Here is a 20376-nt window from a genome sequence, read left to right as displayed (position 1 = left end):
CGGGGCGGTCCCGTGTTCTCGTGTTTCTTACGTCTGCTAGTTCCAGCCGGACAGGCCCGCGCCGTAGGGATAGAGCGGGTTTCCATAGGCCGTCGGCACCGGCTGGCCGGCGTCGATCTTCGCCCGGATGTCCGCGCGTTCGGCGTCCGTGGCGCCGAGATCGTAGGGAAGATCCCACTTCTCGTTCGCGTCGGCCTGCACATCACCGCCGCCCGGCTTCAGGATCTGGTCAAGGCTTCTGGGCAGTTGCCAGGGAAGTCTGCCCTTGGGCGTGTAGTCGCCGAAGAGCAGGGAGGCTGTGGCAGGTCCCACCTCCTCACCGCCTCGGTAGGTGACCACGATGGCGTCCGCCAGCCCGTTCCACTCGCTGATCACGATCGGCCGCGGCAGTGTCAGCACCACGACCACCGGAATCCCCTGGTCCTTGAAGCTCCGGATCAGTGCGAGCTGGTCGGCGGGCAGATACGGCTGGGTGTTCGGCCACGCGGTGGCATGGGTGTAGGAGGGCTCGCCCACGGCCACCACCGCGAGTTTGGGTGATGGTCCGGTGTCCTGGTAGACGTTGACACCGGCGGTGGAGGCCCTGGCTCTGATGGCTTCCAGTGTGGTCAGCGAACCGTAGTTGGGATGGAAGTAGCTGGACCAGATGCAGCACGCGGCTCCGTCGGTGGCGCGGGCGCCCGCGACCACGATGTTGTCACCGCGGTTGAGCCTGACCGGGAGCACACCGTTGTTCTTGAGCAGTGTGTTGGACTCGCGCGATGCCTGGTTGGCAAGCGCGGCATAGCTGGGCTGGTGGAAACGGTACGGACCGTTCACCGGGTCGCCGTAGGGACGTTCGAAGACACCGAGCTGGAACTTGAGCCGGAGGATCCGCGTCACCGCGTCGTTGATCCGGGCGAGCGGCACCCGGGCCTGGAAGTCCGCCATGGTGAAACCGGTCGCGCCCGGGTCGGCTCCGCCCATCACATCGGAACCGGCGTTGGCCGCGTTCACCCAGGCGCCGGAAGGCAGCCAGTCCGTGGTGATGAGTCCTGTGTAGCCGAGGTTCTGCCGCAGATACGCGAGGATCTTGGCGCTGTCGCCCGCGCCGGGACCGCCCGGGTCGAGATAGGAGCTGCCCGCGTACCCAGGCATGATGTTGACGGCGCCGGCCTCCATCGCCGCCCGGAACGGGATCATGTGGTACTTGATGGTCACTCCGTCGTAGACGATGCCCGCCTCACCGCCTGCGCCTTCGCCGGGCCAGTGTTTGACGGTCGCGAGGACGGAGGCGGGATTGAGCTCCGGTCCTCCCTGGAGGCCGGCCACCAGGGCCCGGAGCTGGGCGGCCACGGCATCGGCGTTCTCGCCGCCGCCCTCCTGGATACGGGGATAGAGCACCTTGGTGCCGACCTCCGCGAGCGGTGAGAGCGTGCCGCGTGTGCCGACCTCCAACTGCTCCTTGCGCTGCATGTCGGCGAGTTGGTATTCGAGGCCGTGGTTCCTGGCCGCGGCCAGCGTGCTCTGCAGCGGGTATGTGGTCTGGTAGCCGGCGGTGGTGTCACCCGCGGAGACCGGCGGGATTCCCAGTCTGGTGGCCGCCGTGGAGAGCAGGATGTCGTGGAGATCGGCCGGCTGGGCCGGCCCGAAGTGCCAGCCGGACCTCGGGTACGACTGGGCGTTGTAGAACATCTGGAAGGCCTTCTCCTCAAGCGTCATTCTGCCGAGGAGATCGGCGACCCGGGTGTCGACCGGCTGGCGCCAGTCCTCGTACGGCTCGATGGCCCCGTTCTTGTTCAGGTCGCGGGCGCCGTTGATGACACCGACACCGTCGTTGACTGTCTCGATCTCGGGCAGATAGACGCTGAAGGCACGGATGTTGGAGGTGGTCCTCGTACCGGAGCCGCTCACCGCGACGACGAACCACTTGTAGGTCCACCGGTCGGTGATGTCCCAACTCGGCGTGTAGGTGGTGCCGGTGGGCTCGGCGACCTTGGTGTAGAGGTCGAGCAGATTGCCCGAGGCGGTGAAGTCGTAGTCGGTACGCGTGACATTGAGCCAGAGCTCGTAGCGGACGGCGCCCTGGACGGGCGCCCAGGAGAACGCGGGCCTGCGGGTGTTGGTGATCATGGCCCGGTCGGCGGGCGCGGACAGCGCGAACTGGTTCAGTGTCGCGGGCGCCTTGGTGGGTCCTGAGAGCAGAGGCGCGGTGGAGGAGGAGCCGTCGACGGATCCGAAGACCTGGAACTCCCAGAGCGAGAAGCCGTAACCGGTGGCCCGGACCGTGCCGTACATCCGTACGTAGCGGGCCTTGCCGGTGACGGCGAGCTTCTCGACACCGCCCCGGCCTGTGGTGGTCGTGTAGAGCGTGGACCAGGTGGAGCCGTTGTCGGATACATCGATGTGGTAGCCCGTGGCGTACGCGGACTCCCAGTTGAGCTCGATGCCGCTGATCGTGGCCGGGCCGCCGAGATCCACCTGGAGCCACTGGTTGTCGGCGAACTGGCTCGACCAGCGGGTGTCCGTACGGCCGTCCAGCGCCGCCGCGGGCGCGTTGGCGCCCTCCCATGTCGAGGCGGACACCTGCTTGTAGGCGGAGATGGGCGTTCCGGAGGGACCGCCGCCGGTGCCACCGGCCGAACCGTAGACCTGGAACTCCCAGAGGGAGTAGCCGTAACCGGTGGCCCGGGCCGTGCCGTACATCCGCACATAGCGGCCGGAGCCGCTGACGGTGAGCGTCTGGCTGCCACCGGGCCCGGCCGTCGTGGAGTAGACGTCGGTCCAGTTCTGGGCGTCGCCCGACACCTGGATCTTGAACGATGTGGCGTACGCCGTCTCCCAGTTGAGGACGACGGAGCTGATGGACGCGGTGGCGCCGAGGTCGATCTGAAGCCACTGCGGATCGGCGGCGGCGCTGGACCAGCGGGTTCCGGCGTCGCCGTCGACGGCGGCCGAGGCGGGAGTGCCGGCGTTCTCGGTCGGGGAGGTCGTGACGGCCTTGCCCTGCGACAGCAAGGTGTCGGCGGCCTCCGCGCTGCCGGTCGAGGTCCCGACGGCACCGCCCGTCGCGAGGCTCAGCGCGACGGCCAGAGCGACCAAGGGTCTCCGGCGCCGGGCGTTTCCGCGTACGCGCAGTACGCGTAAGAAGGGCAGGAGGCTCATATACATCTCCACGGGTGTGGTACCTGTCCACCACAACGCCGTGGCACGGTCAGCGACGGCACGCGAAGGGTGGCTGTCGGTGGCTCCGGACTCATCGCTCCGGGGCTGGAAGTACCACCGGAGAGCGCTCTCCCGAGAGGGTGCGCCAACGACCGACCACTGTCAACCCTTGTCACGACACCCGGATGCGAAGCCGTCACGGCCATGGTCCGCACGAGCCCGCCGGACGGACGCGGCGGCCGGGCATTCACCTCACGGGGAAATTCTCCCGGCGTCCCACGGCGCGATGTATTCAGTCAATAGGAAGCGCTTTCCCCAGTAATCAACCAGCCCTCCATCATTCGGTAACGGATAATGACGGCGAGGCTGATGAAGGATCAATTACCGGAGCATGACCGGAGAACGGAAGCAACTCCCATACCTCGCCGGTAGGGTGACCCGCGGCAGTTGTCGAGGGATCGCTGACCTCGATCTACACATTGTGATGATTGGAGGAGGCAGTATGACCACGTCCCAGGGGAACCTTGCGATGGTGCTGGATGCCATCAGGAAAATCTCCCCCACGCTGCGGGAGAACAGCAAGGCCGCGGAGTCCCACCGCTGGATAACGGAAGAAAGTATCGAGCTGCTCAAGGAGGCGGGCGCCTTCCGCGTCGCGGTCCCGGAGCGTTTCGGCGGACTGGACCTTCCGGCGGCCGACCAGGCCGAGGTCCTGTCCGAGATCGCGCGCAGTTGCGGTTCGACCGGCTGGGTCGCGTCGGTCTGGATGTCCAGCACCTGGATCGCGAGCCTGTATCCGGACAAGGCACAGGAAGAGATTTTCGCGAACGGATCGGTCCGGATCTCCGGTGGTTTCACTCCGTCGGGAACGCTCAAGGCGACCGACGGCGGGTACATCCTGAATGGGAGCTGGCGTTTCAACACCGGCGTCCGCGGCGCCGAATGGAACATATGCGCCGCCATGGCGGAGCTTCCGAACGGAGAGCATGAGGAACTCTTCGCGATCGTGCCGATCTCGGAGGTCTCGGTCGCCGACGACTGGTACACCTTCGGCGCGGCGGGAACGGGAAGTGTCACCTCCACGGTGAAGGACGTATTCGTCCCGGCTCACCGTGTGGTGGACGCGACGGTGTATGACGCGTCGACACGTGACCGCTGGAACGCGGACATAAACGGCCGTAACTACAACCTCATCAGTTACATCCTGGCGACCTGCGCGCCGGTGTACATCGGACTGGCGAAGGCCGCGCTCGACCTCTTCGTCGAGCGGCTCCCCGGCAAGGGCATCACCTACACGGAGTGGACGGAGCAGAGCCTGCATCCGTACACCCAGGTGCAGGTGGCGACGGCCGCCAACAAGATCGCCGCGTGCGAGGCGCTGCAGCGGGTCTGGCTGGAGAGCATCCAGAACCGGGAGGACGCCGGCGAGAAGATGACCGTCGAGGCCAAGGCCGCCGTCCGCGGTCAGGTCGGTTATGTCGTACAGACGGCGAAGGAGGCGGTCGAGGTCCTGTACAACATCAGTTCCGCCTCGACGATCGCCCGCGGCAACGCGTTCCAGCGCGTCTACCGGGATATCGCGGCCCTTTCGCTGCACGGTCTGCTGACTCCCGTCAGTTCGCTGGAGGCACATGGCCGAGTACTCCTCGGACTGGAGCCGGGTACGGAGTACATCTGATGCCCGTCGGCGTACGCGCCGCCGTCTCCGGAGCTTGACCCGTTCCCATTCCGGCCCCGCGCCGCAACTGCCGGTCCCCCGGATCCATGAGTGCCCCCGGTCTTTCGACCGGGGGCATTTGTGTTGCCGTCGGGCATTCAGGACACATGGCGCGACGGCATCGCCGTCCCCGATCCCAGAGAGTGCGGTCGTGTTCCCAGAGAGTATTCACGCGAAACCTGAATGTGCGAATAATTACCGGGCAATGAGCAGCCATAGTCCACTCGGTGACAGGCGCCCTTTACAGTCTTGAACAACGCTTCGGAGCAAAGAACAAGGATGTTTTGCGCCGAGCCGTGCACGGGGGGAACAGCAATGACCAGACCGATCCGGGATCACCCCGGAAGCGTGAAAGATGAACATTTCTCATGCGGCGATCCCGTCCGAAGGCAGTGCGGCCTTCCACTCGATGACGTGACGCCCGCTTCTCACCGACTTACGCTCCGTTTCCAGGGGGAATGACGGAGCGGAACTCATTCGGCACCCGCCCATCCACGCAGAGCGCCGAGACATAGGCCACAGACACCGTGACGACGAGCTGTCGCAGCTCTCTCCGGTGTGCCTCTGCACCGCACACAGACCGACGGGTCACGGCACAGCAGACATCAGTCGATGCCGCGCGCCCGCCTCATTCGGTGTGCGTTCCTCCGCCCGATGGCGAAAACCCGACAACCAACATCAGTGGAGTACTTCGCATGTCTTTCCGTGGCACTGAATCCAACGGTCCGGCCCAGCGCCGGTTCGACCGTCGCAGTCTTCTCAAGGCGGCCGGCGCGACCGCGCTGACCACCTCGCTCATCCCGGCCACCGCCGGTGTGGCACGGGCCAAGGAGGCCGCGGTAGTGGACGCCATCGTCATCGGCGCCGGGTACGCGGGCGGCACCGTGGCGAGAGAGCTCGCTCTTCAGGGCCTGAAGCCGCTCGTACTCGAAGCGCGGAACCGGATCGGTGGCCGGATCTGGACCGGGACCTTCGCCGGCGCACAGGTCGAGATCGGAGGGAGCTGGCTCGGTCCTCAGCAGCCTCTGGTTCACAAGGAACTCCAGCGCTACAACCGGAGCACCTACGAGGATGTCGTCGCGGAGCGGATGGTGCTGCCCGGGGACCAGGGGTTCCAGGTCCTGCCTCCCGAGGACGCGTTCGCGACGCTCGGCCAGCTCTGGGGGGAGTTCTACGCGGGATCGGAGAACTACTTCGAACGGCCCCAGGAACCGCTGTTCCGCTCGGACCTGCTGGCGTCCGTGGACCCGCTCTCGCTGGCCGACCGGCTCGGACAGATGCAGCTCTCGCCGACCGAGCGGAAGTGGCTCAACAGCGAGACATCCGTGTACTCCGGCGGGCCCAGCACCCGGGGTGGCCTGACCGCTATGGCCCAGTGGATCCAGCTCTCCGGCGGCTCGTACGGCACCTACTCGACCACGATGAGCCTGCGGCCCACGGGCGGTATGACCGCGCTGCTCCAGGCCATGCTCAATGAGTCCCAGGCCGACATACGTCTCAACTCCCCGGTCAAGAAGGTGACCGAGTCGAACGGACTGGTGACGGTCGAGACCGTCGCCGGTGCCCAGTTCGTCTCGCCGGTGGTGGTCGTGGCCACCCCCGCCAATGTGTGGAAGAACATCACCTTCAGCCCGGGACTGCCCGCCGCGCACACCCAGGCCACCACCCAGGGCATCGGTGTACCGCACGCCACCAAGATGTGGGTCCATGTCCAGGGGAACGTCCCGGCGACGGCCGCCCAGGCGGGCGAGGGCTCCCCGATCCTGATGATGGTGCCGCAGCAGCAGCTTCCCGACGGACGGTTGTTCATCTGCTTCACCGGTCCGTCGCTGAATGTCAACAACTCCACGGATGTGCGGGCGGCCGTCCAGCAGTTCCTTCCCGGTGCCACGGTCCTCCGCCACCAGGCGATGGAGTGGGCCAAGGACCCGTACACGGCGGGCGGCTGGGGTCTGCGCCGGCCCAATCAGCTTCTTCAGCTCTTCCCCGCGATCGAACAGCCGCACGGCCGCATCGTGTTCGCGGGTGCCGATATCGCGAAGGGCTGGCACGGCGCGTTCATCGAGGGAGCGATCGAGTCCGGCTTCCGGGCGGCCCAGCAGGCCGCCGCACTGGCCTGACGGACCTGCACCGGATCTCGCCGACAGCCGGGTGAGGCGCATCTCGTGAGGGACTGAGGGCAAGGTCGGCCTGCCTTCCGGACGAGCCCGGCAAGATCCGAAGGACAGGCCCTGGGGCCGGGTCTCCGGGGGGAACACCCCCGGAGACCCGGGCGCGGTGTCCGTGGTCTCAGACCGCCGGCTTCTTGAGCACCTCGATGAGGCTGGAGAAGCTGTTCTCGGCGAAGCCCTTCTCCATGCCCGCCTTGAAGATCTCGGCGACGGCGGCCGGCAGCACGGTGCTGACGCCCGCGTCCTGGTGCGTGTGCAGGACGTGGTCGACACTGGCCGCCCCCATCGCGAGCCGGTCCACGTCGCCCGGGTAGTCCGCGGAGTCGACGTGCTGGGCGTACAGCTCCAGGAAGTGCGGCATCATCGACGTCATCATCGTGGCGTAGGGCAGCAGTTCCTTCGCCGAGACACCGTTGGCCTGGCCCAGCGCGAGGGTCTGGTAGTAACTCAGCATCGTGGTCCAGAAGATGGTCATCTGGGCCTGGTAGTACATGGCCGCGAGACCCGCGTCCTCGCCGCGGTAGTCCGCGTTGGTGAGGACCTTCAGGGTCTCCTCGTGGGCCTTGAAGACATCCTCGGGACCGCTGTAGTAGGTGGAGGACCCGGGCTGGCCGATCAGCGGCGGCGGCACCTGCACACCACCGGTGAGGTGCTTCGCACCGTGCTTGGCGGCCCACTTGGCCGCCTCGCGGGCCTTGTCCGGGGTGTCGGAGCTGAGGTTGGCGATGACCTTGCCGGACAGGGAACCCGTCACCGGCTCAAGAATGGCGTACACCGCGTCATAGTCCGTCAGGCTGAGCACGATCAGCTCGTTGGCGCTCAGCGCGTCCTCGACGGTGGGAGCCAGTACAGCACCTCGGGCCACGAGCGCCTCGGCCTTGCTGGCGGTCCGGTTCCACACGGTCACCTCGTGGCCGTTGTCCAGGAAGGTGTTCACCATGGCCTGGCCCATCGGGCCCAGACCGATGACCGTTACCGACTGCTTGCTCATCTGGAGCTCTCCTTGATTCATCATGTGTGGGCCGCGCTGCCGCCGCTCAGGCATGGGGATGAATGGAGCGACGGCAGGCGACCAGCTCGACTCACTAGAACGAGCGATCTATCAAGTGACAATGTATCAGGCTTCCAGAACGATCGCTCTATCAAGTAGATTGATGACATGGAGACCAAGCCGCAGGGTGTGAGCGCCAGGGACACGGAGGCCGGCATCGGCACGCGCGAGCGCGTGGTGCGCTCCGCGTCGCGGCTCCTCCAGCGGCAGGGGTACGAAGGCACGGGGATCAAACTGATCGCCCGGGAGGCCGGAGCCACACTCGGTTCCGTCTACCACTTCTTCCCCGGCGGCAAGGAGGAGCTGGCCGTCGCGGCGATCCGGCACGGCGAGCAGGAGTTCGCCGACACGCTGAGCGCCGGGCTCGACAGCTCGGACGATCCGGCCGTCGCGGTGGAGAACTGCGCCCGTCGGCTCGCCACCGCCCTGCGCGAGTCGGACTGGACCGACGGCTGCCCGGTCACGGCGACGGCCCTGGAGACGCTCGGCCGTACGCCCCGTATCCAGGAGGCGTGCCACGCGGCGCTGCGGAACTGGCAGGAGGTGCTGGCCGTCAAGTTCCGCGAGTGCGGCTTCGGCGAGGAGGAGGCGGAGGATCTCGCCTGCACCGTACTGGCTTCACTGGAAGGCGCCGAGGTGACCTCCCAGGTCTTCCGGAGCGAGCGGCCTCTGCTCACCGCCGGGCGGCACATGGCGCAGTTGATCAGGTCCCGTTCGTAGACCGCGCGGACAACTCCCGTACTGACGGCCGTGTGAACGGCGCACGGAACCGGGAACAAGAACGGGAAGCAGGAACAGCGAAGGGTGGAGCATCCCGAATGGGACGCTCCACCCTCATTTCTGATCCACCGTCAGCCCCACACGGTCAGTCGGCTGCCGGGAAGTGTCCTTCCTGTACGAAGAAGTCGACGTACGTGGCGAACAGTTCCTCGGTCAGCGGCGGGCACTCGATTCCCGTGCCCTCCAGCGCCGCTTCCGTCTCTGTCGTGTCGATGGGCGGATAGAAGGCATCCGTGTCCGAGGTCATCATCTCGAACGCGTGCAGCAGCGGAAGCAGCGCGTTGGTGCGGTCGGCCCGTACCGCCGCGCTCCACTCCTGCCGGTCGGTGTCGCGCAACCGGTATCCGAGGCCGCGCAGTTGGGACACACAGTCGGAGAGGCTCAGAGAGCTCCGGTTGAAGAGATGGAACGTACCGCCGGCCGTGTCGGGCTTGACCGAGATCCCGATGATCGCCGCGCTGACATAGTCGACGGGCAGCAGATGGAAGCGGCCCTCGGTCCTGGACGGTACGGCCTGCGCCTGGAGCAGTCCCTTGAGGCTGAGCCAGACGAAGTCGCGTGTCTGGCACGCGCCGTTGCGCTGATCGCCGGAGATCACATCCACGCGGTAGACGGACACGGGTATCCCCCGGTCCCGGGCCAGTCCGACGAGCTGCTCGGCGACCCACTTGCTCTGGAGATATCCGCTGGGCAGCGCTTCGGCCGGGCCGGTGGGATCGGTCACCTTGAGCGGTACGCCGGCGGTGACCGGGCCGTCGAAGACACCGACCGTGGAGACATAGTGGACGGGAACCGTGCGATGGCGCGCGGCCATCCGCAGGATCTCCTCGGTGCCACGGACATTGGCCGCCCGCAGCGCCGCGTACGGATGCAGCCAGTGGACCGTCGCTCCCGCGTGGTAGACGACATCGGCCGTGCGGGCCAGTGAGTCGAAGACCTCCGGAGCCAGGCCGAGTCCTTCCTCGGCGAGGTCGCCGACCAGTACCGAGAGCCGGTCGGGATCGACGGCGTCCCAGACGCGGTACCACTCCAGGCTCGTACGCAGCCGCTCGTACGCCACCGCCTCGTCCGCTCCGCGTACCAGGCAGTGGATCCGCGCCTCGGTGGTGAGCATCAGATCGCGCAGCAGGAACGCGCCGAGGAAGCCGCTCGCTCCCGTCAGCAGGATCTCCCGCGGATTCGTGGTGGGACTCACGGTCTCGGCCGCGGGCCGGATGTCATCCGCGAGACGGATGTCCGCCGCGTAGTCGACGGTGTCCTGGGCCACACCGCCCGAGTCGGTGCCGGGCCCGGCGCCCGCGGCGAGGAGCTCCGTCAGCAGCCGGGTGGCCAGGGCCGCCGGAGTCGGATGGTCGAAGACCAGCGTCGCGGGCAGCCGCAGACCGGTCACGGCGGCGAGCCGGTTACGGAGTTCCACCGAGGTGAGCGAGTCGAAACCGAGCTGGGTGAAGGGCCGTTCGGGATCGATGCCCCGGCCGCCGCCGTGCCCGAGGACGCCTCCCATGGCATCGAGCAGCGCCTTCAGTACCACCTCGCGCTGCTCCTCCGGCCCGGTCAGTCCGGCCAGCCGGTCGGCGAGACCGGTCCCGTCGTCGGCGGCGGCGCGGGCGACCGCGCGTACCGGCGTACGGACGAGGGAGCGGAGCACCGTGGGCACCTGCGACTGTCCGCGGAGCACCGCCAGATCCAGCGGAGTGGCGACGGTGTCGGCGCGGCCGAGCCGTAGCGCGAGGTCGAGCAGCGCCGGGCCCTGCTCGGTGGCGACCTGGCGGAAACCGCTGCGGGCGATACGCCGGAGATCGGTCTCGGTCAGTCCTCCGGTCAGTCCGGAGGACTGCTCCCACAGGCCCCAGGCGAGGGAGAGGGCCGGCAGTCCATGGGCGGCGCGATGCCGGGCGAGCCCGTCGAGGAAGCTGTTGGCGGCTGCGTAGGTGGACTGGCCGGGCCCGCCGATCACGGCGGCGACGGACGAGAACAGCACGAAGGCGGTCAGGTCCAGGTCCCGCGTCAGCTCGTGCAGATGCCAGGCGGCGTCGGCCTTCGGCCTCAGCACACCGTCCAGCCGCTCCGCGTTCTGCGCGGTGACGAGTCCGTCGTCCAGCACACCGGCGGTGTGGACCACGCCGGTCAGCGGATGCTCCCGTGGTACGCGCGCCAGCAGCGCGGCAAGCGCCTCGCGGTCGGAGACATCGCATGCCTCGACCGTGACCGTGGCTCCCAGCGCGGTCAGCTCCGCCGCCAACTCGGCTGCTCCCGGGGCCTGTTCACCACGGCGGCTGACCAGCAGCAGATGGTTCACACCATGCTCGGTCACCAGATGCCTGGCGAACAGCCCGCCGAGCGAACCGGTGCCGCCGGTGATCAGTACCGTACCTCCGGAGTCCCAGACCGGCTCCGGGCCGAGGCCGTCGCGTCGTACACGGGCCAGACGCGGCAGCAGAACCGTGTCCTCACGTATCGCGGCCTGGGCCTCACCGGTGGCGAGCAGCCGGGAGAGCAGTATGTCCGTGGTCGCGTCCAGGACCGTGGTCGCGTCAAGTGCCGTGGTCGCGTCGGAGGGCAGGTCCACGAGGACGATACGGCCGGGCGCCTCGGACTGCGCCGAACGCAGCAGCCCCCAGGCCGCCGCACCGCCCAGATCCGTGACATCGTCGCCGTCCGCCACCGCCATCGCGCCGGAGGTCAGCACCACCAGCGGGACATCGGAGAGCCGCTCCTCCGCGAGCCACTCCCGTACGAGCGCCAGCGCGCGGCCGGTGGTGTCCCGGACCGAGGCGGTGGTGTCGGCCGTCCCGTCCTCGCTGGTCAGATGGACGCGTACGGCGTCGACCGGCGCGCCGGAGGCGATCGCGGCGGCGGTCTCGGCCACGGTCGGGTAGGCGGCCGTGGAGTCGGCCGTGGCCTGCCCGGCGCCGTCGAGCAGGGCCCACCGTACTTCCGTACCGCCGACGGGCGGGAGCGGGTACGGCGTCCACTCCATCCGGAACAGCGCGTCGTACGGGCGGATCCTCGCGGAGACGAGGGCCGCCGTGTCGAACGGCCTTACGGTGACGGCGTCGGCTTCGGCGACGAGCTGCCCGGTCGGGTCGAGGAGCCGCACCGTGAAGGTGCCACTGTCCGTGGGGAACCCGTCTGCCGGGGAGAGTTGGGCCCGCAGGGCGGTGGCGCCCGTGGCGTACAGACGTACGCCACGCCACTGGGCGACCGTTCCCGCACGTGCCATGGAGCCGGCGCCGCGTGCCGCAGGTCCGGTGAGCAGCAGCGGTTGGAGCGCGGCCTCCAGCAGCGCCGGATGCAGCCCGTACTCGGACGCCCGCTCCGCCGTCGCGTCGGGCAGCACGACCTCGGCGAACAGCTCGTCGCCTCGTCGCCACAGCCCGGTGAGGCCCTGGAACGCCGGTCCGTACACCGTGCCCGCTTCCGCGAGGCGCAGCCGGACATCGGACGCCGGGAGCGGTTCCGTGCCGGCCGGTGGCCACTGCTGCGCCGCCTCGGGAGAGGGCGGCGGGATGAGCGGGCCGGAACTCAGCAGGCCGTGCGCGTGCCGGATCCATGACGCGCCGGTGCCGTCGGGCCGGGAGTGGCAGGCGAGCGCACGGTGCCCGGACGCGTCGGGCGCGCCGACCGTGACACGCAGTTGGACGCCGCCGTCGGCGGGCAGCACCAGAGGCGTTTCGACGGTCAGGTCGTCCAGGACGGTGCAGCCGACCTCGTCGCCCGCCCGTATCGCCAGCTCGACCAGCGCGGCGGCCGGCAGTACGGCCGTACCGTCCACGGTGTGCTCGGCCGGCCAGGGATGGCTACGTACCGACAGCCGGCTGGTGAACACCGCCTCGTCGCTCTCGTCCAGCAGCAGGGCGGCGCCCAGCAGCGGATGCCCGGCCGACTGGAGGCCGAGCCCGGCGGCGTCCGTGTGCGACTCGGCGGCGTCCACCCAGTAGGGCTGGTGCTGGAACGCGTACGTGGGCAGCTCCACGGCCCGGGCACCGGTCCCGGCGAAGAACGCCGGCCAGTCGGGCCGCGCGCCGGTCATGTGCAGCAGACCGAGCCCGCCCGCCAGACTGCGCGGCTCGGGCTGGTCGCGGCGCAGCAGGGCGATGGCCGTGGTGGCGCCCGGCGCCCGGTCCGTGAGGACGCCTTGGGCGAGCGCGGTGAGAACACCGTCGGGACCGATCTCGACAAAGGTCGTCGCGCCCTCCTCGTGGAGGCTTGTCACGGCCTCGGCGAACCGTACGGCCTGCCGGACCTGAGCCACCCAGTAGTCGGCGGACCGCAGTTCGTCGCCGGTGGCGATCCGGCCGGTCAGTGTGGACACCACCGGAACAGCGGGAGCGTGGTACGAGACGCGCTTCGCCGCCGTACGGAACTCCTCCAGCATCCCGTCCATATGCGGCGAGTGGAACGCGTGGGACACCGCCAGCCGGCTGGTCCGGCGGCCCAGCTCCGCGAAGTGATGCGCGATCTCCTCGACGGCCGTGGTGTCACCCGAAATCACCACGGAGGAAGGGCCGTTGACCGCCGCGATGCCCACTTCGTGCTCACGGCCCAGCAGCAGCGCGACCGCCTCCTGCTCCGTCGTCCGCACCGCCACCATCGCACCGCCGCGAGGCAGTGCCTGCATCAGCCGGGCGCGGGAGGCGACCAGCCAGGCGGCGTCCGGCAGATCGAGCACACCCGACACATGCGCCGCCGCCAGCTCGCCCACCGAGTGTCCGGCGACCACATCCGGTGTCACGCCCAAGGACTCCAGCAGCCGGAACAGCGCCATCTCGAAGGCGAACAGCGCGGGCTGAGTAAAACCGGTCTCGGCGAGCAGTGCGGCCTCGGCCGATCCTTCGGCGGCGAACATCACGGATTTCAGAGGGCGTTCCAGATGAGGATCGAGCACCGCGCACACCTCGTCCAGCGCCTTCGCGAACGCCGGGTACGACTCGTACAGTTCGCGGCCCATCCCGGCCCGCTGGGCGCCCTGGCCCGAGAACAGAAACGCCGTCCTGCCCGAGGACCGCACCGCGCTCAGCACACCGGGAGCCGGTATGCCCTCCGCCAACGACCGCAGTCCGGCGATCAGTTCCTCCCGGTCCGCGCCCACGACGGTCGCGCTGTGGTCGTGTGCGGTGCGGGTGGTGGCCAGGGAGAGACCGATGTCGGCGATGTCCAGTTCCGGATGCGCCTCGGCGTACGCGGACAACCGCGCGGCCTGGGCGTGGAGGGCGTCCTCGGTCCTCGCGGAGACCGTCCAGGGCACCACGGGCAGCGGCTGTACGGTGCGCTGCCGCTCCTGGCCCACCTTCCCGTCCACGGGCTCGGGCTCTTCGAGGATGACATGCGCGTTGGTCCCGCTCACGCCGAACGCGGAGACGGCCGCGCGCCGTGGGCCCTCCGTACGGGCGGGCCAGTCGCGGGCACTGGTGAGGAGTTCCACAGCACCCGCCGACCAGTCGACCATGGGCGTCGGTTCCTCGATATGCAGCGTTCTGGGCAGTACGCCATGGCGCATCGCCTGCACCATCTTGATCACACCACCGACGCCGGCGGCGGCGACGGTGTGACCAATGTTGGACTTCAACGAGCCCAGCAGCAGCGGCTGTTCGCGCTTCTGACCGTAGGTGGCGAGCAGCGCCTGCGCCTCGATCGGATCACCGAGCCGCGTCCCGGTGCCATGGGCCTCCACCGCGTCCACATCGGCCGCCGTCAGACCGGCGCTCGCGAGCGCCTGCCGGATCACCCGCTCCTGCGAGGGACCGTTCGGTGCCGTCAGACCGTTGCTCGCACCGTCCTGGTTCACCGCGCTGCCTCGTACCACCGCCAGTACCCGGTGGCCGTTCCTGCGGGCGTCGGCGAGCTTCTCGACGACGAGCAGGCCGACGCCCTCCGACCACGAGGTGCCGTCGGCCGACGAGGAGAACGACTTGATGCGGCCGTCGGGTGCCAGCCCTTTCTGACGTGAGAAGTCCACGAATCCGCCGGGCGTGGCGGTGACGGTGGCACCGCCCGCCAGCGCGAGCGTCGACTCGCCCTTGCGCACCGACTGCACCGCCAGATGCAGGGCGACCAGCGACGACGAGCACGCCGTGTCCACCGAGAGCGCCGGGCCCTCCAGACCGAAGGTGTAGGAGATCCGGCCGGAGGCGACGCTGCTGAGCTTGCCGGTCATCAGATAGCCCTCGAACTCCTCGGGCCCTTCGAGTCCCAGATAGCTCTGCTCCACCACACCCGCGAAGACACCGGTCCTCGATCCCTTGAGCGTGGCCGGATCGATCCCGGCGTTCTCGAACGCCTCCCATGCCGTCTCCAGCAGGACCCGCTGCTGCGGATCCATCGCCAGTGCCTCACGCGGCGAGATACCGAAGAAGCCCGCGTCGAACAGCGCGGCACCGTCGAGGAATCCGCCCTCCCTGGTGTACGAGGTGCCGGGCTCCTCCGGGTCCGGACTGTAGAGCGCCTCCAGGTCCCAGCCGCGGTCGGCCGGGAACTGGCTGATCGCGTCCGTGCCGTCCGCGACCAGCCGCCACAGCTCGTCGGGCGAGGTCACACCGCCCGGGAATCGGCATGCCATTCCCACGATCGCGACGGGCTCCTCGCCGGCCGTCTCCAGCTCGGTGATCCGCTCGCGCGCCTTCCGCAGATCGGTCGTCACCCACTTGAGGTAGTCGACCAGCTTCTGCTCCTTGGCCTCGGCCTGCTTCTGCTCATTGGACATGTCTGCGGACATGCGGAATCAGTCTCTCCTCGGTACGGCAAGATGCCAGGAACGCGGTACGTGGCGGGGCGTGGTCATGGTCGTGGCATGGCGGGGCGTGGCAGGGAACGTGGCCTGATGTGGCGCCGGGCGGTCAGCCCGTCGCGCGGCCGAGCTGGGTGTCGATGAAGGCGAAGATCTCGTCCGTCGAGGCGTCGGCGATCAGATCGGGCCGAGGTGTGGTGTCGGCCGTGTCCACGGACGCGCTCACCTTGGCCAGGAGAGTCTGAAGGCGTACGGAGATACCGGAGCGGGCCTCGTCGTCCTGCGGGAGCTCCGCCAACGACGCCTCGATACGGTCGAGTTCGTCGTGGACGGAGCGTGCCGGGTCCATGGCCTCGGGAGCGGCCTCGGCCCGTAGATACGCGGCGAGTGCGGCCGGTGTCGGGTGGTCGAAGACCAGGGTGGCGGGCAGCCGGACGCCGGTGGCGGCGCCCAGCCGGTTGCGCAGTTCGACGCCGGTCAGTGAGTCGAAGCCCAGTTCCTGGAAGGGCCGGTCCGGTGCGATACCGGCCGGACTCGCATGGCCCAGGACCGCCGCGACGGTCGTGATGACGGTCTCCAGCAGATACTGCTCCTGCTGGGCCTCCGACAGCTCCGCAAGCCGTTCGGCCAACGACATGGACCCGGCCGTCTCCGCCGTGCTGCCGCCGTTCGCACCGCCGGGCCGCGCGCCGCCCGTGGCCACCGAGACAACCACCGGAGAGGCCACCAGCGCCGCCACACCCGAGGCCACTCCTCGGTCGAACAGGGCCCGTCCCTCGTCGTCGGTCACGGGCCGGAATCCGTCGCGGGCGAATCTGCTCAAGTCCCGTGCGCTCAGGCCCGCGTTGATACCACGGCTCTGCCACAGGCCCCAGGCGAGGGAGGTGGCGGGAAGTCCCTGGGCCGCGCGGTGCTGGGCCAGCGCGTCCAGGAAGGCGTTGGCGGCGGCGTAGTTGGACTGGCCGGGCGCGCCGAAGACTCCGGCCGTGGACGAGAAGACCACGAACGCCTTCAGGTCCAGGTCCCTGGTCAGTTCGTGCAGATGCCACGCCGCGTCGGCCTTCGGCCTCAGCACATGGTCCAGTCGCTCGGTGTTCTGCGCGGAAAGCAGTCCGTTGTCGAGGACTCCGGCGGTGTGGACGACCGCGGTCAGCGGATGCTCGCCCGGTATCCTCGCCAGCACCGCGGCGAGGGCCTCCCGGTCCGCGACATCGCAGGCCTCGACCGTGACGGTGGCTCCCAGTCCGGTCAGCTCCGCCACCAACTCGTCGGCGCCGTCCGCCTGTTCTCCTCGGCGGCTGGCCAGCAGCAGATGACGTGCTCCCTGGCCGGCCACCAGATGCCGGGCGAACACACCGCCGAGAGCGCCGGTGCCGCCGGTGATCAGGACCGTACCGTCGGGCCCCCAGGGCGAGTCGGCCGGTCCGAGGTCCGAGTCGGCCGGTCCTGTTTTGTGAAGGGCCGTCAACCGCGGTGTCAGTAAGGTGCCTTCGCGTACCGCCGTACGAGGCTCTTCGCCGACAGCGACAGCGGAGAGCGTGGCGTCCGTCACGGAGGGCGCGTCGACGAGGACGATACGGCCGGGCGCCTCGGACTGCGCCGAGCGGAGCAGTCCCCAGGCAGCGGCGGCTCCCAGATCCGGTATGTCATCGCCTTCGGACACCGCGACGGCGCCCGAGGTCAGGACCACCAGTCGTACTTCCGCAAGCCGTTCCTCCGCCAGCCACTCCCCCACCAGTTCCAGTGCGCGGTGCGGACCGTCGGCGAACTCCGCCGAAGCGGACCGTGACGCGAAGGGAACGAGTACGGAGTCGATCCGGGTCCCGGAGGCCACCGCGTCGGCGATCTCGGAGATCCCGGCGAACCGGTCCACGTCGGGCAGGTTCCCGACCGTCGCGTCCGCCGGTGCGAGAACCGCCCACCGCGGCGGCTCCTGCGGTGCCGGTACGGTCGCGGGCTCCCACGCCACACGGAAGAGCGCGTTCTCCGCCGCCGTGGGCTCAGGAGCTTCCGGCCGCAGCCAGTACCGCTCCCGCTGGAAGGCGTAGGTGGGCAGCTCCGCCCGTCGGGCGCCGGTTCCGGCGAAGAACGACTGCCAGTCCACCGCGGTGCCTCGGCAGTGCAGTGTGGCGAGCGCGGCGACCAGGGCCTCGGGCTCGGGCCGTCCACCCCGCACGGCGGGCACGGCTGCGGTGACATCGGGCTGTCCCGCCGACTGCGCCGCCAGGGCGCTGAGTACTCCGCCCGGGCCCACTTCCAGCAGCGTGGTGACGCCTTCGGACTCCAGCGTACGAACCGCGTCGGCGAACCGGACGGCGTGCCGCACCTGGTCCACCCAGTAGTCCGCGGTCCGCAGATCATCACCGGAGGCGGCCCGCCCGGTCAGTGTCGATACGACAGGGATACGCGGAGTCCCGAACGTGACCTCCTTCGCCACGGTACGGAACTCCTCCAGCATCCCGTCCATGTGCGGCGAGTGGAACGCGTGCGACACCTTCAGCCGGCTCGTCCGGCGCCCGAGCTCCGCGAAGTGGCCGGCGATCTCCTCCACCGCCGCCTCCTCGCCCGAAACCACCACTGACGACGGGCCGTTCACCGCGGCGAGGGCGACCTCGGCCGTACGTCCCGCCAGCAGCGCGGCCACCTCCGGCTCGCCCGCCTGTACCGCCACCATCGCGCCGCCTCGGGACAGCGCCTGCATCAGCCCGGCGCGGGCCGCCACCAGCCTCACGGCATCGCTCAGACTCAGACCGCCCGACACATGGGCCGCCGCCAGTTCGCCCACCGAGTGCCCGGCGACCACATCCGGTGTCACACCCCAGGACTCCAGCAGCCGGAACAGCGCCACCTCGAACGCGAACAGCGCGGGCTGCGTGAAACCGGTCTCCTCCAGCAGCGCCGCCGCGGCCGATCCCTCGGCAGCGAACATCACCGACTTCAGCGAGTGTTCCAGATGAGGATCGAAGAGCGCGCACACCTCGTCCAGCGCACCGGCGAACGCCGGGTACGACTCGTACAGTTCACGGCCCATCCCGGCCCGCTGGGCGCCCTGGCCCGAGAACAGGAACGCCGTCCTGCCCGACGACCGGGCACCGCTGACCACACCGGAAGCGGGCCGGCCCTCCGCCAGCGACCGCAGCCCGTCGACCAGACTCGCCCGGTCACCACCGATCACCGCCGCACCGGGGCCGAAGTGCGCGCGCGTCATCGCGAGGGAGTACGCCAGGTCCAGTTCCGACCGGCCGCTCTCCGCCTCGGCCACCGCGAGCAACTTGCGGGCCTGCCCTGCCAGGGCCTCCGGCGTACGGCCCGACAGCAGCCAGGGCACCACACATGCCAACGGCTGCCACTCGTCCTCGGAAGCCTCGGGAGTGTCCTCGGGCCGTGGCTCGGTCTCGGTCTGCTCCTCCGGCGGTGCCTCCTCGACTATCACATGGGCGTTGGTGCCGCCGAAGCCGAAGGAAGAGACGGCGGCGCGACGCGGACGGTCCACCTCCGGCCAGTCCGTCTCCTCGGTCAGCAGTTCCACGGCGCCGGAGTCCCAGTCCACGAACGGCGACGGTTCCTCCACATGCAGTGTCTTGGGCAGCACGCCGTGGCGTATCGCCTGCACCATCTTGATCACACCACCCACACCGGCAGCCGCCTGGGCATGACCGATGTTCGACTTCAACGAGCCCAGCAACAGCGGACGTTCACGCTCTTGCCCGTACGTCGCCAGCAGCGCCTGCGCCTCGATCGGATCACCCAGCCGCGTCCCGGTGCCGTGAGCCTCCACCGCGTCCACATCGGCCGTCGTCAAACCGGCGCTCGCCAACGCCTGACGGATCACCCGCTCCTGAGCCGGACCGTTCGGCGCCGTCAGACCATTGCTCGCACCATCCTGATTGACGGCGGAGCCCCTGATCACCGCAAGCACCTGATGGCCCTTCTCCCGGGCATCCGAGAGCCGCTCCACCAACAGCAGACCCACACCCTCCGCCCAGCCCGTCCCATCCGCCTCCGCTGAGAACGACTTGCACCGGCCGTCCGCGGCAAGCCCACGCAAGCGGGAGAACTCCACGAACGCGACCGGAGTGGACATCACGGTGACACCGCCCGCGAGGGCGAGATCACACTCGCCCGAACGCAGCGCGTTCGCCGCCAGATGCAACGCCACCAACGACGACGAGCACGCCGTGTCCACCGACACCGCGGGGCCCTCGAACCCGTACGTGTAGGACAGCCGGCCGGAGGCGATACTGCCCGCGCTGCCGCTGAACAGATAGCCCTCGAAGTCCTCCGGAGGCAGATGAGGCCGTGAACCGTAGTCGTTGTACATCACACCGGTGAACACACCGGTACGGGAGCCGCGCAGCCCGGCCGGATCCAGACCGGCGCGCTCGAACGTCTCCCACGCGGTCTCCAGCAGCAGCCGCTGCTGCGGATCGACCGCGATCGCCTCGCGCGGGGACATGCCGAAGAACTCCGGGTCGAAGCCGTCCGCATCGTGCAGGAAGCCGCCCTCGCGGCTGTACGAGGTACCGGTCCGCTCGGGATCCGGGTCGTACAGCGCGTCCACGTCCCAGCCCCGGTCGGCCGGGAACTCACCGACGGCGTCCGTGCCTTCCGTCACCAGCCGCCACAGATCCTCCGGCGAGGCGACACCGCCCGGATAGCGGCATGCCATCCCGACGATCGCGATCGGCTCCCGCTGCCGGTCCTCGACCTCACGCAGCTTCCTGCGCGCGTCGCGGGCGTCCGCGATGGCCTTCTTGAGGTAGTCGCGCAGCTTCTCCTCGTCCGC

Annotated in this window: 6 protein-coding genes and 1 pseudogene; 3 read left to right on the top strand and 4 right to left on the bottom strand. The window is 69.2% G+C overall.

The features are described 5' to 3' along the window. Nucleotides 1-36 precede the first annotated feature (36 nt). Complete coding sequence (locus tag ACFV6H_RS16590) at nt 37-3144, bottom strand: discoidin domain-containing protein (RefSeq protein ID WP_385542244.1); 3108 nt, start codon at nt 3142-3144, stop codon at nt 37-39. 502 nt (nt 3145-3646) lie between these two features. Here ACFV6H_RS16590 and ACFV6H_RS16585 point away from each other — a divergent pair. Together ACFV6H_RS16585 and ACFV6H_RS16580 are read left to right on the top strand one after the other, a co-directional pair. Further along, the gene (locus tag ACFV6H_RS16585; RefSeq protein ID WP_385542242.1) at nt 3647-4822 is read left to right on the top strand and encodes an acyl-CoA dehydrogenase family protein; all 1176 of its coding nucleotides are present in this window, start codon (nt 3647-3649) and stop codon (nt 4820-4822) included. A gap of 734 nt (nt 4823-5556) precedes the next feature. After that, nucleotides 5557-6981: a flavin monoamine oxidase family protein gene (locus ACFV6H_RS16580; RefSeq protein ID WP_385542240.1), complete on the top strand. Its 1425-nt coding sequence runs from the start codon at nt 5557-5559 to the stop codon at nt 6979-6981. Between the two features lie 169 nt (nt 6982-7150). Here ACFV6H_RS16580 and ACFV6H_RS16575 read toward each other — a convergent pair whose 3' ends face one another. Next, on the bottom strand, nt 7151-8023 hold the full coding sequence (locus tag ACFV6H_RS16575) for an NAD(P)-dependent oxidoreductase (RefSeq protein WP_384782605.1): 873 nt from the start codon (nt 8021-8023) through the stop codon (nt 7151-7153). A 168-nt stretch (nt 8024-8191) separates the two neighbouring features. Between ACFV6H_RS16575 and ACFV6H_RS16570 the strand changes: the two genes are divergently transcribed. After that, complete coding sequence (locus ACFV6H_RS16570; protein WP_385542238.1) at nt 8192-8803, top strand: TetR/AcrR family transcriptional regulator; 612 nt, start codon at nt 8192-8194, stop codon at nt 8801-8803. 145 nt (nt 8804-8948) lie between these two features. Here ACFV6H_RS16570 and ACFV6H_RS16565 read toward each other — a convergent pair whose 3' ends face one another. Then, the gene (locus ACFV6H_RS16565) at nt 8949-15578 is read right to left on the bottom strand and encodes a type I polyketide synthase (protein ID WP_385542236.1); all 6630 of its coding nucleotides are present in this window, start codon (nt 15576-15578) and stop codon (nt 8949-8951) included. A gap of 121 nt (nt 15579-15699) precedes the next feature. Beyond that, nucleotides 15700-20340 (bottom strand): annotated as a pseudogene (locus tag ACFV6H_RS16560) (SDR family NAD(P)-dependent oxidoreductase); the annotation flags it as partial. Nucleotides 20341-20376 lie beyond the last annotated feature (36 nt).

It is taken from the genome of Streptomyces sp. NPDC059743 (assembly GCF_042732975.1).
Classification (GTDB): Bacteria; Actinomycetota; Actinomycetes; order Streptomycetales; family Streptomycetaceae; genus Streptomyces.
Note: the sequence above shows the minus strand (reverse complement) of the source record. Positions and strands in the feature narration are given on the sequence as shown.